The 14,095-nt window shown below is 75.4% G+C and carries 13 protein-coding genes; 9 read left to right on the forward strand and 4 right to left on the reverse strand.

The annotated features are described in order from the left end of the window. Positions 1-20: 20 nt before the first annotated feature. Positions 21-1,613, forward strand: a complete 1,593-nt coding sequence (locus AB0C17_RS08840) for an NAD(P)/FAD-dependent oxidoreductase (RefSeq protein WP_357469268.1) — start codon at positions 21-23, stop codon at positions 1,611-1,613. 454 nt (positions 1,614-2,067) lie between these two features. Here the strand turns inward: AB0C17_RS08840 and AB0C17_RS08845 are convergent, their stop codons facing one another. Both AB0C17_RS08845 and AB0C17_RS08850 read right to left on the reverse strand, forming a co-directional pair. Beyond that, on the reverse strand, positions 2,068-2,835 hold the full coding sequence (locus AB0C17_RS08845; RefSeq protein ID WP_013285395.1) for a polyprenol monophosphomannose synthase: 768 nt from the start codon (positions 2,833-2,835) through the stop codon (positions 2,068-2,070). Positions 2,836-2,926: 91 nt separating this feature from the next. Beyond that, positions 2,927-3,373, reverse strand: a complete 447-nt coding sequence (locus tag AB0C17_RS08850; RefSeq protein WP_357387146.1) for an SRPBCC family protein — start codon at positions 3,371-3,373, stop codon at positions 2,927-2,929. 258 nt (positions 3,374-3,631) lie between these two features. On the opposite strand from AB0C17_RS08850, the gene AB0C17_RS08855 reads away from it, so the two are divergent. The 8 genes from AB0C17_RS08855 to AB0C17_RS08890 are packed head-to-tail and all read left to right on the forward strand — an operon-like array spanning position 3,632 to position 12,235. Next, the gene (locus AB0C17_RS08855) at positions 3,632-5,221 is read left to right on the forward strand and encodes an HAD-IIIA family hydrolase (protein WP_357477850.1); all 1,590 of its coding nucleotides are present in this window, start codon (positions 3,632-3,634) and stop codon (positions 5,219-5,221) included. Then, on the forward strand, positions 5,218-6,192 hold the full coding sequence (locus AB0C17_RS08860; protein WP_357477598.1) for a glycosyltransferase: 975 nt from the start codon (positions 5,218-5,220) through the stop codon (positions 6,190-6,192). Before AB0C17_RS08855 ends, AB0C17_RS08860 begins: the two co-directional genes overlap by 4 nt. Next, on the forward strand, positions 6,177-7,394 hold the full coding sequence (locus AB0C17_RS08865) for a glycosyltransferase (RefSeq protein ID WP_357477601.1): 1,218 nt from the start codon (positions 6,177-6,179) through the stop codon (positions 7,392-7,394). The genes AB0C17_RS08860 and AB0C17_RS08865 overlap by 16 nt, the downstream gene beginning before the upstream one ends. Continuing rightward, entirely contained in the window at positions 7,394-8,077 is a 684-nt protein-coding gene (locus AB0C17_RS08870; protein ID WP_357477604.1) for an SIS domain-containing protein, read from the forward strand. The genes AB0C17_RS08865 and AB0C17_RS08870 overlap by 1 nt, the downstream gene beginning before the upstream one ends. Next, positions 8,074-9,549, forward strand: coding sequence for a PfkB family carbohydrate kinase (locus tag AB0C17_RS08875; protein WP_357477607.1), 1,476 nt, complete (start codon positions 8,074-8,076; stop codon positions 9,547-9,549). Before AB0C17_RS08870 ends, AB0C17_RS08875 begins: the two co-directional genes overlap by 4 nt. A 55-nt stretch (positions 9,550-9,604) precedes the next feature. Continuing rightward, the gene (locus tag AB0C17_RS08880) at positions 9,605-10,306 is read left to right on the forward strand and encodes an SDR family oxidoreductase (protein WP_357477610.1); all 702 of its coding nucleotides are present in this window, start codon (positions 9,605-9,607) and stop codon (positions 10,304-10,306) included. After that, positions 10,303-11,262 (forward strand): glycosyltransferase family 9 protein, encoded by a 960-nt coding sequence (locus AB0C17_RS08885; RefSeq protein WP_357477613.1) that lies wholly within the window; start codon positions 10,303-10,305, stop codon positions 11,260-11,262. Before AB0C17_RS08880 ends, AB0C17_RS08885 begins: the two co-directional genes overlap by 4 nt. Next, a complete protein-coding gene (locus AB0C17_RS08890) occupies positions 11,246-12,235 on the forward strand; it encodes a DNA topoisomerase IB (RefSeq protein ID WP_357387062.1) in 990 nt (329 codons plus the stop codon). Before AB0C17_RS08885 ends, AB0C17_RS08890 begins: the two co-directional genes overlap by 17 nt. Positions 12,236-12,408: 173 nt before the next feature. Here the strand turns inward: AB0C17_RS08890 and AB0C17_RS08895 are convergent, their stop codons facing one another. Both AB0C17_RS08895 and AB0C17_RS08900 read right to left on the reverse strand, forming a co-directional pair. Further along, positions 12,409-13,452: a helix-turn-helix domain-containing protein gene (locus AB0C17_RS08895; protein WP_357477616.1), complete on the reverse strand. Its 1,044-nt coding sequence runs from the start codon at positions 13,450-13,452 to the stop codon at positions 12,409-12,411. Between the two features lie 123 nt (positions 13,453-13,575). Further along, a complete protein-coding gene (locus AB0C17_RS08900; RefSeq protein WP_357387066.1) occupies positions 13,576-14,079 on the reverse strand; it encodes a hypothetical protein in 504 nt (167 codons plus the stop codon). Between the last annotated feature and the right edge of the window lie 16 nt (positions 14,080-14,095).

A 14,095-nucleotide genomic window follows, 5' to 3' on the forward strand; every position in this document is an offset into this window, starting at 1 on the left:
CGGCCGGGTAGGCGGATCCGATGACCTCCACCGCAGACGCCGTCGTCATCGGAGCCGGGCACAACGGACTGGTGGCCGCGAACCTGCTGGTGGACGCCGGATGGGACGTCGAGGTCCTGGAGGCCACCGAGGCGCCCGGCGGGGCCGTCCGCTCCGCGTACGTGACAGCGCCCGGTTATCTCAGCGACCTCTACAGCTCGTTCTATCCGCTCGGCTACGCCTCCCCGGTGCTCGACGGGCTGGGCCTGGAACAGCACGGCCTGTCCTGGACGCACGCGCCGGACGTGCTGGCGCACCTGCTCCCGGACGGCCGGGCCGCCGTGGTCAACCGCGACCTGGACACCACCGCCGCGTCGCTTGAGGCGTTCGCCCCCGGCGACGGGGAGCGCTGGCGGCACGCGTACGCCGACTGGCGTCAGGTGGCCGAGCCGATGCTGCAGGCCATCACCACCCCGTTCCCCCCGGTGCGCGGTGGTCTGGGCCTGCTGCGGCAGCTCCGCGTCGGCGGCGCGCTGCGGCTGGCCCGCCGCCTCGTGCTCCCGGTCCGCAAGCTGGGTGCCGAGCTGTTCGAGGGCGAGGGCGGTCCGGTCCTGCTGGCCGGCTGCGCCCTGCACACCGACCTGTCCCCGGAGGATGCCGGCTCCGGGGTGTACGGCTGGCTGCTCGCCATGCTCGGCCAGCAGGTGGGCTGGCCGGTGCCGGTCGGCGGCGCCCAGCGGATCACCGACGCGCTGGTGGCGCGGCTGGTCGAGCGGGGCGGCCGGATTACGTACGGCGCCCGGGTCGAGCGGGTGCTCACCGCCCGGGGCCGGGCGATGGGCGTGCGCACCGTCGGCGGCGCCGACTGGCGGGCCCGGCGCGCGGTGCTCGCCGACGTGCCGGCCCCGGCGCTCTTCCTCGACCTGGTCGGCGCGGCGGCGCTGCCGCCCCGGATGGTCGAGGATCTGGCGCACTTCAAGTGGGACGGTTCCACGCTCAAGGTCGACTGGGCGTTGTCCGCGCCGGTGCCGTGGAAGAACCGCGACCTGGCCGGTGCCGGCACCGTGCACCTGGGCGCCGACATGGACGGCCTGACCACGTACGCGGCCGAGCTGGCCCGCGGCGAGCTGCCCCGGGATCCGTTCCTGCTGGTGGGGCAGATGTCGGTGGCCGACCCGAGCCACTCACCGCCCGGCACCGAGTCGCTCTGGTCCTACACCCACCTGCCGTTCCGCCGGGACTGGCGCGCCGAGGAGGTGGCCGGGCACGTGGAGCGGATGGAAGAGACGCTGGAGGCGGCGGCACCCGGGTTCCGGGCGTCCGTCGTCGGGCGGCATGTGGCCGGCCCGGCCGACCTGGAGGCCGCCGAACCGAGCCTGGTCGGGGGCGCGCTGGGCGGCGGCACGGCCGCGGCGTACCAGCAGTTGTTCCTGCGGCCGATCCCCGGCCTGGGCCGGGCCGACACCCCGGTGGACCGGCTCTACCTGGCCAGTGCCTCCGCCCACCCCGGCGGCGGCGTGCACGGCGCGCCGGGCGCGAACGCGGCGCGGGCCGCGCTGGCCCGCGACCGGGCAGTCACCGGAGCGGTGTACGCCCGGACGATCGCCGCCGCCCACCGCACCGTCTACCGCTGACCCGGCCGCGCCTTCACCGCTGCCGCTGCCGTTGACCGCTTCCCGCGCCACCGGGGGAACACCTGGCAACCTCGTCGACCGAACCGCAGACCGGCGCAGTCTTCCGGCAAACGAGATCGGCAGCCGGGGCCGAGGCGCTCAGCGGCAGCGACCGACCACCACTACGCCGACGCGGCTGACGTCAATTCGAGTGCGTCACGCTGAGTGTTCGGCAGCGCCTCGACGGGATGACCGCGCCGCTGCCTTTGCTCTGCAGCCTCATATGCATCGGTTACGCATCGTGACCAACGTGCGCTGTGAACGGAACGGCCGCCCGGAAAGCATCCCTGCTCAGGGCGGTGCTGCGCCGATGGCGGCAGAGCAAAGGGCGCGGCGGGAGATGTGGCTGAGCGGGCGCGCCCTCACGCGCGGTGACAGTTACGCGGCGTGAGGGCGCGGTGGAACGCGGAAGCGCTCAGGAGTCGAGGTTGCGGTGCCGGCTGCGCAGCTTGAACGGCATCAGCGCGCTCTCGATCTTCGTGGCGGTGGTCATCTTCGAGTCGCCGTCGCGGCGTTCCTCGAAGCGGATCGGCACCTCAAGGATCGTGTGGCCGAGCTTGGTGGCGAGGTAGTGCATCTCCACCTGGAAGCTGTAGCCGTTCGACTGCACCCGGTCCAGCCCGATCGCGCGCAGCGCGTCGGCCCGCCAGATCTTGAAGCCGGCGGTCAGGTCGCGGATGCGTACCCGCAGCAGCGTGTGCACGTACAGGTTGGCCCAGCCGCTGAGCGCGCGCCGGTACAGCGGCCAGTTCTCGTCCAGCTCGCCGCCGGGCACGTAACGCGAGCCGATGACCACCGAGGCCTGGGTGGACAGCAGAGCGCCGAGCATGCCGGGCAGCGCCTCCGGCGGGTGCGACAGGTCGGCGTCCATCTGGGCGACGAAGTCCGCGCCGTCGTCGAGCGCGCGGCCGATGCCGTCCACGTACGCCCGGCCGAGGCCCTCCTTGCCCGGGCGGTGCAGCACCGTCACCCGGTCCGGGTGCTCGATGGCCAGCTTGTCGGCGACCTCGCCGGTGCCGTCCGGGGAGTTGTCGTCCGCGACCAGCACCTTCAGCCCCGGCAGCGGCAGCGCGAGCAGGCGCTCGACCAGCACCGGAAGGTTGCCCGCCTCGTTGTAGGTCGGAACGACGACGGTCAGGCGCGCATCCCCCCACGGGGAGGGTAACTGCACGGGTTCGATCATCACGGACATCCTCGGTCAGCCGACAGGTTCACCTGAGAGGGTAGCCAGTCCCTCGTACGGCAGCCGCACAGACGCCCCGCCGGGCGATCGATCACGGCTCCGGCTTCTGCCGCGTCGCGATGTCGGAGAGCCGGGCCAGCGTCTCCCGGTTGCGCAGGTGCAGCACCAGGTCGTTGAGCTTGGTCCGGACCCACCGCAGCGGCCCGGCGGCGAAGTCCTCGCCGATCGTCACCCGGGTCCGGCCGCCCTCCAGCGGCTCCAGGGCGAACGCCACGATCGCCTCCCCGGCCGGCCACAGCCCGGCGCGCAGCACCAGCCGGTGCGGCGCCTCGCATTCCAGCACCGTCGACTTGTCCTGGAGCGAGAACGGCCAGGGCCCGGCCCGGTGGTGCAGGTTGGTGCCGACGCGGGGCCACGCGTCGTCCACGTCCCGCACGTGTGCGGTGCCGACCACCCAGTCGCTGTACGTCCACCCGTCCGCGAGCACCTCGAAGACCTGCTCCGGGGGCGCGTCGATCACCTTCTCCACAACCGCCATCACCGAGCGGTACCCCGCCATGGGCCGTCGCTAACGGCGACAGGGGTTAGCTTCTCCGGGGCGGCGGGTATCGCCGCACCGGGCCGGTCGTGGCAGTCGTGCGCCCCGGCCGTGCGGCACCGGCGGGGCGGCCTGGCGCCGACGTTGACGTTTACTCCTCGGGGCGTCGGGAACCCGCCGCCCGTGCGACGGGACCAGGAGCGGGATCAGTGCAGGTCAGCCCGGGTTGACCCGGGTGCTGACCGGTTCCCGTCCGGCCTGTACGACGCGGTGCTGCTGGACCGCGACGGCACGCTGGTGGAGGACGTGCCGTACAACGGCGATCCGGAGAAGGTGCGGCCGGTGCCGGGTGCCCGGGAGGCGCTGGACCGGTTGCGGGCGGCCGGGTTGCGGCTGGCCGTGGTGACCAACCAGTCCGGGCTGGCCCGGGGTCTGTTCACCGAGGCGCAGATGCGTGCCGTGCACGCCCGGATCGAGGAGTTGCTGGGTCCGTTCGACCACTGGGCGATCTGCCCGCACGCGGAAGCCGACGGTTGCGCCTGCCGCAAACCCGCGCCCGGCCTGGTGCACGAGGCCGCCCGCGCGCTCGGGACGACGCCGACCCGGTGCGTGCTGATCGGCGACATCGGCGCGGACACGGGTGCCGCCGCCGCGGCGGGCGCCGCCGCGATCATGGTCCCCACGCCCGCCACGAGGACCGCCGAGGTGGCCGCCGCGCCGACAGTCGCCGCCGACCTGCCGGACGCGGTGGGCATCGTGCTGGCCCGGATGCGCCTGACGGCCGCGCCGCGGCCTGCGCGCCGGTCGCGCCGGGGCACGGTGCTGGTGGTGCGCAGCGACGCGGCCGGGGACGTGCTCGTGACCGGGCCGGGCATCCGGGCGGTAGCGGCGGGCGCGGAGCGGGTGGTGCTGCTGTGCGGGCCACGCGGCCGCGCCGCCGCCGAACTGCTCCCCGGCGTGGACGAGATCGTCGAGGCGTCGCTGCCGTGGATCGACGCGCCCGCCCCGCCCGTCGACCCCCACGCCGTCCGCGCGCTGACCGACAGGCTGTCGGGGGTACGCGCCGACGAGGCGGTCGTGTTCACCTCCTTCCACCAGTCCGCCCTGCCCCTGGCCCTGCTGCTGCGCCTGGCCGGGATACCCCGCATCAGCGCGATCAGCGACGACTACCCGGGCAGCCTGCTCGACGTGCGCCACCGCGTCCCGCCCGGCGTACCCGAACCCGAACGCGCCCTGTCCCTCGCGGCCGCCGCCGGCTACGCGCTGCCCGACCACGACGAACCGGCACTGCGCATCCGCACCGACCGGCTGCCGCCGCCCGCGGAGGCCGCCGGGCCGCCCGGCTACGTCGTCCTGCACCCGGGATCGTCGGTGGAGACCCGAGCCTGCCCGGAGGAACTGGCCACCCGCGTGGTCCGGGTGCTCGCCGCCGCCGGTCACCGGGTCGTGGTCACCGGAGGGCAGGACGAGCGGGAGCTGACCGCGCGGGTCGCCACGGCGGGCGGCGTCGACCTGGGCGGGCGGACCGGGCTGGACGAGCTGGCTGCGGTGATCGCCGGAGCCGCCGCGCTGGTGGTCGGAAACACCGGCCCGGCGCACCTGGCCGCCGCGCTCGGCGTGCCGGTGGTGAGCCTGTTCGCGCCCACCGTCCCGTTCGGGCAGTGGGGGCCGTACCGGGTGCCGACGGTACGGCTGGGTGACGCGGGCGCGGCGTGCCGGGACACCCGCGCCACCGTCTGCCCGGTCCCCGGGCACCCCTGCCTGTCGGCAGTCGAGCCGGGACGGGTGCTGGAGGCGCTGCGGCTGCTCGGCGTGCCGGCGCCGGTGGCGGGCGGGGTGGCCGGATGAACATCCTGCTGTGGCACGTCCACGGATCGTGGACGACGTCCTTCGTGCACGGCAAGCACCGCTACCTGGTGCCCGTCACCCCGGATCGCGGCCCGTACGGGCTGGGCCGGGCGCGCACCTACCAGTGGCCGGACAACGCCGTCGAGATCGCCCCGGAAGACCTGCGCGACGCCGACGTGGACCTGGTGATCCTGCAACGCCCGGAGGAACTCGACCTGGCCGCCGAGTGGCTCGGCCGCCGGCCCGGCCGCGACCTGCCCGCGATCTACGTCGAGCACAACACCCCGAAGGGCGATGTGCCGAACACCCGGCACCCGATGGCCGACCGGGACGACCTGCTGCTCACCCACGTCACCGCGTTCAACGAGCTGTTCTGGGACAACGGCGCCACCCGCACCACAGTGGTCGACCACGGCGTCGTACCACCGGCCGTCGAGTGGACCGGCGAACTCGACCGCCTCGCCGTGGTCATCAACGAGCCGGTACGCCGCTGGCGGGTCACCGGCACCGACCTGCTCGCCCGCTTCGCCGCGCTGGCGCCACTCGACGTCTACGGGATGAAGGTGGACGGTCTCGCCGCCCACCTCGGCCTGCCGGCGGACCGGCTGACCAGCCACGACGACGTACCTCAGCACGCGATGCACGCCGAACTCGCCAAACGGCGCGCGTACCTGCACCTGTGCCGCTGGACCTCACTCGGCCTCAGCCTCATCGAGGCCATGACCATGGGCATGCCCGTGGTGGCACTGGCCACCACCGAGGCGGTGGAGGCGGTGCCACCCGCCGCGGGCGCGCTGTCCACCCGCGTCGACACGCTCGTCGACGCCGCCCGTGGCCTGCTGGACGACCCGGAGTCCGCCCGCCGGGCGGGCGCCGTGGCCCGGGCCGCCGCCCGGGACCGCTACGGCCTGGAGCGATTCCTCGCCGACTGGGACCGGCTGCTGGAGGAGGAAGTATGCGCATCGCGATGATCTCGGAGCATGCCAGCCCGCTCGCCGTCCTCGGCGGGGAGGACGCCGGTGGCCAGAACACGCATGTCGCGGAGCTCTCCGCCGCGCTCACGGCGGCCGGTCACGACGTACACGTCTACACCCGGCTCGACGCGGTGGACCTCCCGGTGAGCGTCCGCACCCCGGACGGGTACGAGGTGGTGCACGTACCGGCCGGGCCGGCCGAGCCGGTGGCCAAGGACGACCTGCTGCCGTACATGCCGGCGTTCGGGCAGTGGCTGGCCGACCGGTGGCGCACCGGCGACTGGCAGCCCGAGGTGGTGCACGCGCACTTCTGGATGAGCGGGCTGGCCGGCCTCGCCGCAGCCCGCCGGGCGGGCGTGCCGGTGGTGCAGACGTTCCACGCGCTCGGCACCGTCAAGCGCCGCCACCAGGGCGTGCAGGACACCAGCCCGCCGGGCCGGGTCGAGCACGAGCGGAGGCTGGGCCGCTCGGTGGACCGGGTGGTCGCCCAGTGCCAGGACGAGGTCGCCGAACTGGTCCGGATGGGCGTGCCCCGGACGCGGATGACAGTCGTGCCGTCGGGGGTGAACCTGACGACGTTCTCCCCGCTCGGCCCGGTCGCCGACCGCGACGGCGACCGGGCCCGCATCCTCACCGTCGGCCGGCTGGTCGAGCGCAAGGGCTTCCAGGACGTCATCCGGGCCGTCGCCGAGGTGCCCGACGCCGAGTGCGTGGTGGTCGGCGGGCCGCCGGCCGGACTGCTGGAGACCGACCCGTACGCGTTGCGCCTGCGCGCGCTGGCCCGCTCCCTGGGCGTCGCCGACCGGGTACGCCTGGTCGGCGCGGTGCCCCGGGAGGAGATGGGCCGCTGGTACCGGTCGGCCGACGTGCTCGTCGCCGCACCCTGGTACGAACCGTTCGGGCTCACCCCACTGGAGGCGATGGCCTGCGGCGTACCGGTGGTCGCGACGGCTGTCGGCGGGCTGATCGACACGGTGGTGGCCGGACGCACCGGCGACCTGGTGCCGCCCCGGGAGCCGGCGGCCCTCGGCGCGGCCCTGCGCGGCCTGCTCGGCGACCGGATCCGCCGCTTCGCCTACGCCACCGCCGCGCTGGAGCGGGCCCGCACCCGCTACTCCTGGGCCACCACCGCGGACCGCCTCACTGAGCTGTACGGCGAGGTGGCCACCGTGCGCCGCCCGACCCGGGTGGTCGCCTGATGACGCCCGCCACGCCGGCCGCCGGCGCGACGGTGCTCGAGGACCACCTGAGCCGGCTGGCCGCCGCGCTGCTGCCCCTGCGGGAGGCCGAACACATGCTGGCCCGCTGGGGTGCGGAGCTGGCGCGGGGGCTCGCCGCCGGTGGCCGGCTGCTGGTGGCCGGCAACGGCGGCAGCGCCGCCGAAGCCCAGCACCTCACCGCCGAACTCGTCGGCAAACTCCACCACGACCGCCAACCCCTCTCCGCCATCGCCCTGCACGCCGAGACCAGCGCCCTCACCGCCATCGCCAACGACTACGGATACGACGAAACCTTCGCCCGGCAAGTCCGCGCCCACGGCCGACCCCACGACCACCTCCTCCTCATGACCACCAGCGGCACCAGCACCAACCTCCTCACCGCAGCCCACGCCGCCCACCAGACCGGCCTACGCACCTGGGCCTTCACCGGACCCGCGCCCAACCCCCTCGCCGACCTCTGCCACGAGCACCTGGCGATCGACTCGGCGGACGGGCAGGTGGTGCAGGAACTGCACCTGGTGGCCTCGCACGTGCTCTGCGAGTACGTCGAACTGGCGCTGCCCGCCGCGCAGACTCCGGCCGGGCCGGTACGCGCCGGTGTCGAGGTCGTCGTCGGCGAGCCGGATCCGACGGCGCCGGCCGGCCGGGGAGGTACGGCATGAGGGGACCGGTGGTGGTACTCGGTGACACGCTGCTGGACCGCGACGTCGAAGGTCTGGTGAACCGGCTCTGCCCGGACTCCCCGGTGCCGGTGCTGGACGAGACCGTGTCCCTCGACCGGCCCGGTGGCGCCGGGCTGGCCGCCGTCTTCGCCGCCGCGCAGGGCGCCGAGGTCGCGCTGGTCACCGCCGTCGCCGACGACGCGGGCGGCGCCCGGCTGGGCACGTTGCTCGCCGCCGCCGGGGTGCGGTTGTACGCGCTTCCGCTGGCCGGCGCCACCCCGGAGAAGATCCGGTTGCGGGCGCGCGGCCGGGTGCTGCTGCGCCACGACCGGGGCGGTACCGCCGGTGCGCCGGGCCAGCCGAGCGACGCCGTGCTGCGGCTGCTCGCCGACGCGTCCGCCGTGTTGGTGAGCGACTACGGCCGGGGCGTGGCGGGGCATCCGGCGCTGCGCGCCGCGCTGACCGCGACCCGGGCGCCGGTGGTCTGGGATCCGCACCCGCGAGGGCCGGCCGCCGTACCCGGGGTGCACCTGGCCACCCCGAACGAGCCGGAGGCCCGCGACCTGGCCAAGACGCCGCCGGGCGGCTCCCGCCTGGCCGTCGCGTCCCGCAGCGCCCACACGCTGCGCCGCCGCTGGCAGGCGCGCGCGGTGGCGGTGACGCTCGGCGGGGACGGCGCGCTGCTCAGCCACGCCGGCGCCACGCCCCTCGTGGTGCCGGCGCCGCCCGCCGAGGGGGACACCTGCGGGGCCGGCGACCGGTTCGCGTCCACCGCGGCGCTGGCCCTGGCCCGGGGCGCGCTGGTGTCCGAGGCGGTGCAGGAGGCGGTCGCCGAGGCGTCCGCGTACGTGGCCGCGGGCGGGGTGGCCACCGCGCTGCCCGCACCGGTGCGGGCGGTGGCCCCCGCCGTGGTCACCGGCGGGGGGGACCGGATCGGCGCCGGGGCGGCCGGCGAGGTGGTGGCCCGGGTACGCGCGGCCGGCGGCACGGTGGTGGCCACCGGCGGCTGCTTCGACCTGCTGCACGCCGGGCACGTCGCGACGCTCCAGGCGGCCCGGCAGCTCGGCGACTGCCTGGTGGTCTGCCTCAACTCCGACGCCAGCGTGGCCGGGCTCAAGGGGCCGGAACGTCCGGTCGTGCCGCAGGGCGACCGGGGGCGGCTGCTCGCCGCGCTCGGCTGCGTCGACGCGGTGCTGATCTTCGACGAGCCCACCCCGGAGGCGACGCTGTCCTGGTTGCGCCCGGACATCTGGGTCAAGGGCGGCGACTACGCCAGCGGCGGCGGGCCGGAGACGCTGCCCGAGACGGAGATCCTGGCCCGCTGGGGCGGCCACACGGTGGTCGTGCCGTACCTGGACGGGCGCTCGACCACCGACATGATCGCGGCGGCGCGGGCCGGGCGCGGCAGCGGCGGCTGGCCGGTCGACGCGGCCGTCACGCGGGTCCGGTCCACGGCGAAGGGAGCACGATGAACGAGCGACGCATCCGACCCGGCACGGCCGCCCCCGCCGGCCCGACGGTGGCGGCGTGAGCACCGGCGCGCCCGGCGCCGGGCCGACCGTCCTGGTCACCGGCGGTTCCAGTGGGCTCGGCGCGGCGGTGGTCGCCGCGGTGGCCCGCGCCGGTGGGCGCCCCCTGGTGCTGGACCGGCAGCGGCCCGCCGACGGGGTGCCCTGGGTCGAGTGCGACCTGGCCGACACCCGCGCCGCCGAGGCCGCCACCCGCGACCTCGCGGAACGCGCCGGCGGGCTGGACGCGGTGGTCACCGCCGCCGGGATGGACGTGCCGGGCAAGCTGGCCGACATCCCGGCGGAGACCTGGGAGCGGATCGTCACGGTGGACCTGCTCGCCACCGCCGCGGTGATCCGGGCCGCGCTGCCCTGGCTGGAGGCGTCCCGGGGCAGCATCGTCACAGTCGCCTCCACGCTCGGGGTGAAGGCGGTCAGCGACGCGACAGCGTACTGCGCGGCGAAGTTCGGGGTGGTCGGCTTCACCCGGGCGCTCGCCGCCGAACTGGCCGGCACGGTGGGCGTGACGCTGCTGATCCCGGGCGGGATGCGGACCGCGTTCTTCGACGAGCGCGACGCGCAGTACCGCCCCGGCCCGGACGCGGTGCTCAACGAGCCGGCCGACACCGCCGCCGCGGTCATGTTCGCGCTGTCCCAGCCGGCCGGTTGCGCGGTACGCGAGATGGTCGTCTGCGCCGCGCAGGAGTCCTCGTACCCGTGATCCTGGTGCTGCGGGCGCTCGGGGTCGGCGACCTGGCCACCGCCGTGCCGGCGCTGCGCGGTCTGCGCGCCGGCCTGCCGGGCCGGGAACTGGTGCTGGCCGCCCCGGCCTGGCTGGCGCCGCTGGCGGAGCTGACCGGGGCGGTGGACCGAGTGCTGCCCACCACCGGACCGGACCGGATCGCCTGGACCGGGCCGCCACCGGAGGTGGCTGTCAACCTGCACGGCCGGGGACCTCGGTCGCACCGGGCGCTGGCCGCCGTCCGCCCCGGCCGGCTGCTCGCCCACGCCAACCCCGACGCCGGACACCCGCACGGCCCCGCCTGGGACGACGACGAGCACGAGGTCCGACGCTGGTGCCGGCTGCTGCACGCGTACGGGCTGCCGGCCGACCCGGGAGACCTGGCGCTGCGGCGGCCGGCGGTGACCGGCGTGCCGGCCGGGGTGACGCTGCTGCACCCGGGCGGGAAGATCCCGGCGAAGCGCTGGCCGGCGGACCGCTTCGCCGGGCTGGCCCGGGAGCTGGCCGCGCGCGGGCACCGGGTGGCGGTCACCGGCTCGCCGGACGAGCGGGCGCTGGCCGAGCGGGTCGCCCGCGACGCCGGGCTGCCGCCGCGGGCGGTGCTGGCGGGCCGGACCGGGCTGGCCGAACTGGCCGCGCTGGTCGCCGGCGCGCGGCTGGTGGTCAGCGGGGACACCGGCGTCGCCCACCTCGCCACCGGCTACGGCACCGCCTCGGTGGTGCTGTTCGGGCCGGTGCCGGCGGCGCACTGGGGGCCACCGCCGGACCGGCCCCGGCACCGGGCGCTCGGCGCGCTCACCCCCACCACCGTCAACCGGGATTCGACCGGGTCGGGCGGGGTAGGAACCCACCCGACATTGGATGCCATCGGGATCGACGAGGTGGTGGCCGCGGTGGCCGACGTGGAACGGGTATCCGGTGCGGTTGCGGCGTAGCGATCCGGGCCGGCCGGGGTACGCCCGCCGGCGGCGCGGCAAGGGCTGGCTGTTCCTCGACCCGGCCGGCGAGCCGGTGCGCGACGCCGAGGAACTGGTGCGGCTGCGCGAGCTGGTGATCCCGCCCGCCTGGCGGAACGTGTGGATCTCGCCGTACCCGAACGGCCACATCCAGGCCACCGGGATCGACGCGGCGGGCCGCAAGCAGTACCTCTACCACCCGGGCTGGCGGCGCAAGCGCGACGAGGCCAAGTTCGACCACGTGCTGGAGGTCGCGCACCGGCTGCCGGCGCTGCGCGACCGGGTCACGCAGGACCTGGCGCTGCGCGGCCTGCGCCGGGAACGGGTGCTGGCGACTGTCGCCCGGCTGCTGGACATGGGCGCGTTCCGGGTCGGCAGCGACCAGTACGCCACCGGTGACGACCCCACGTTCGGGGTGGCCACGCTGCGGCCCGAGCACGCCCGTTCCCGGGGCGGCTGCGTGGTGTTCGAGTTCCCGGCCAAGGGCGGGATCGAGCAGGTCCGCCGGATCGAGGACGCGGAGCTGTGCCAGGTGCTGCTCAACCTGCGCCGGCGGCGGCGGGCGCAGGAGCGGCTGTTCGGCTACTGGGACGGCCGGGCCTGGCGCGACGTGCGCAGCGACGAGGTGAACGACTACCTGCGCGACGCCAGCGGCGGCGAGATGACCGCGAAGGACTTCCGCACCTGGCACGCGACGGTGCTGGCCGCCGCCGAACTGGCCACCGTGGGCCCGCAGCGCTCCGCCACCGCCCGCAAGCGCGCCGTGGCGGCGGTGATGCGTTCGGTGGCCGAACTGCTCGGCAACACCCCGACGGTGGCCCGGACCTCATACGTGGACCCGCGCGTGGTCGACCTCTACCACGACGGGGTGCTGGCGCCGGTACGGCCGGAGATGCCGCGCGAGGCGGTGGAGAAGTCGGTGCTGGCGCTGCTGGAGGAGGAGGCCGGCTGAGTGCCGACCGGCCCCGCCGGTCCTGGGGGGATGCGCGACGGGGCCGGAAACCGTGGCCGCGGGTGCGGTGCGGGGGCTTTACCGGGCGGGGCCGCCCACGGCTGAACCGCCGCGGGCGCCACGCCGCGGCCCCCCGATATCCATGGGCCACCGCGAGCGGTATCGGCCCGAGATCAGTATGTACGGGCCGGGTTGACGGCGGATGCCGTGGTGTTGACGATCCGTGCCGATTCCAGGTGACGGGCCCGGTACGCCTGCGGCGTCTCCCCGTGCGCGGCCCGGAAGACCCGGCTGAAGTGCGCCTTGTCCCGGAAACCCCAGCGGGCGGCGATGACCTGGATCGAGCGGTCGCCGAGTGCCGGGTCGGTGAGATCGCGACGGCACCGGGCCAGTCGCTCGTCCCGGATGTACGCGGCCACGGTTGTCTCCTCGTCCTCGAAGAGCCGGTGCAGCGAGCGCAGCGAGATGTGATGCGCGTCGGCGATCCGGCCCGGGTCCAGCGTGGCGTCGCCGAGATGCTGGCGCACGTACCCGTGCACCTGTTCCCGCAGCGCACGCCGCCGGATCTCGGTGGGCACCGCGTCCTCGGAGACGAGGTTGCGCCCGAGCAGCGTGGCGACCAGGTCCAGCCCGACGGCGCCCAGCCGCTCCGCGTCGGCCGCGTGGTACTGCTCGGGGTGCGCGGTGATCCGGGTGAGGAAGTCGGCGACCAGCGCGCCGACGCCCTCGGAGCCGGACATCCGGCCGGCGAACAGGCGGGCTAGCCGGCGGTGCGGCAGTGGCAGCGCGTCGTACGGCATGAGGGCCACGATGGAGCGGGCGTACGCGGACCCGGCGGCGTCGGCGTGGTGGCTGACCTCGTGCGGGCGGGAGCAGTCGTAGAAGGTGAGGTCACCGGGCCGGCACCGGGCCCGCCGCCCCTCCTGGTCGGCCTGGCTGGTCCCGGTGAGCGTCAGCGCGAGCAGGTAGTAGTCCGGGTCGGAGCGCTGGATCAGCTTCGAGGTGCGCACGCAGTCCACCGACGGGTAGCGGTAGCGGATGAGCCGCATCGGGCCCAGTTCGATGAACTCCGCGCGGGCGACGAAGTCGTCGGCGTGCGCGGTGTGCACCCGCAGCGGCGTCGGGATGCCCGCCAGCATGTCCAGCCACATGCCGAAGCGTTCCCGTGGCGGCAGCGCCGCCGTGTCGAGGACCTGGCGTTGCAGCTTTCCGTCCATCAACGACCCCCGTGGCTCGTCACTCCTGCTCTAAGCAGGACGCCCCACGGGGTCGAAAAGCGACACCCGTGGGGCGTGACGTCCGTCATTGACGGATCGACGAGCCTTCTGTTAGGAGTCCGTTCAGTCGTTCAGCACGTGAGCCAGCCGGTCCCGGAACCGGCGCTCGGAATCGGTCACCGTGTCACCGCCCAGACCCAGGATGCCGCCGGTGGAGGCGGCGCCCACCACCTGCTCGGCGATCTCCACCAGCCAGTGCCGGTACGCCCCGGCCTGCCCCTCGTCCACCCGCGCGCCGAGCAGCGCGGACGCCTGCCCGGCCCGGGCCAGCACGTCCTCGATCATCGCCTTCGGGTCGTCCGGCGTGATCACCGGCAGCTCCGCCCCGGTCTCCGGGTCGCCCACCCGGTCGACGACCTCACCTGCCACCGCCGCGACCAGCGGGCTCGCCGACTCCCGGCCGGCGGCGATGGTCTCCAGCCCGGCGGCGTTCTCGGCCATGGTCCGGCGGGTGCCGTCGGACTCGGCGGCGGCCGCGGCGGTGATCACCGACTGCGGCAGCCCCACAAGCAGTCCCCACTCCTCGTCGGAGACGCCGAACCGGGTGTACGCCGGCTGCTCGATCACGATCAGGCCCCTTTCG

This window comes from Micromonospora sp. NPDC048887 (assembly GCF_040649715.1).
GTDB lineage: Bacteria > Actinomycetota > Actinomycetes > Mycobacteriales > Micromonosporaceae > Micromonospora.

What these genes read in the sequence shown, in the direction of transcription:
- AB0C17_RS08870 (WP_357477604.1), top strand. Translation starts at nt 7,394, where the DNA reads ATGACGCCCGCCACGCCGGCCGCCGGCGCGACGGTGCTCGAGGACCAC.
- AB0C17_RS08865 (WP_357477601.1), top strand. Translation starts at nt 6,177, where the DNA reads ATGCGCATCGCGATGATCTCGGAGCATGCCAGCCCGCTCGCCGTCCTC.
- AB0C17_RS08860 (WP_357477598.1), top strand. Translation starts at nt 5,218, where the DNA reads ATGAACATCCTGCTGTGGCACGTCCACGGATCGTGGACGACGTCCTTC.
- AB0C17_RS08850 (WP_357387146.1), bottom strand. Translation starts at nt 3,373, where the DNA reads ATGGCGGTTGTGGAGAAGGTGATCGACGCGCCCCCGGAGCAGGTCTTC.
- AB0C17_RS08840 (WP_357469268.1), top strand. Translation starts at nt 21, where the DNA reads ATGACCTCCACCGCAGACGCCGTCGTCATCGGAGCCGGGCACAACGGA.
- AB0C17_RS08845 (WP_013285395.1), bottom strand. Translation starts at nt 2,835, where the DNA reads ATGATCGAACCCGTGCAGTTACCCTCCCCGTGGGGGGATGCGCGCCTG.
- AB0C17_RS08875 (WP_357477607.1), top strand. Translation starts at nt 8,074, where the DNA reads ATGAGGGGACCGGTGGTGGTACTCGGTGACACGCTGCTGGACCGCGAC.
- AB0C17_RS08895 (WP_357477616.1), bottom strand. Translation starts at nt 13,452, where the DNA reads ATGGACGGAAAGCTGCAACGCCAGGTCCTCGACACGGCGGCGCTGCCG.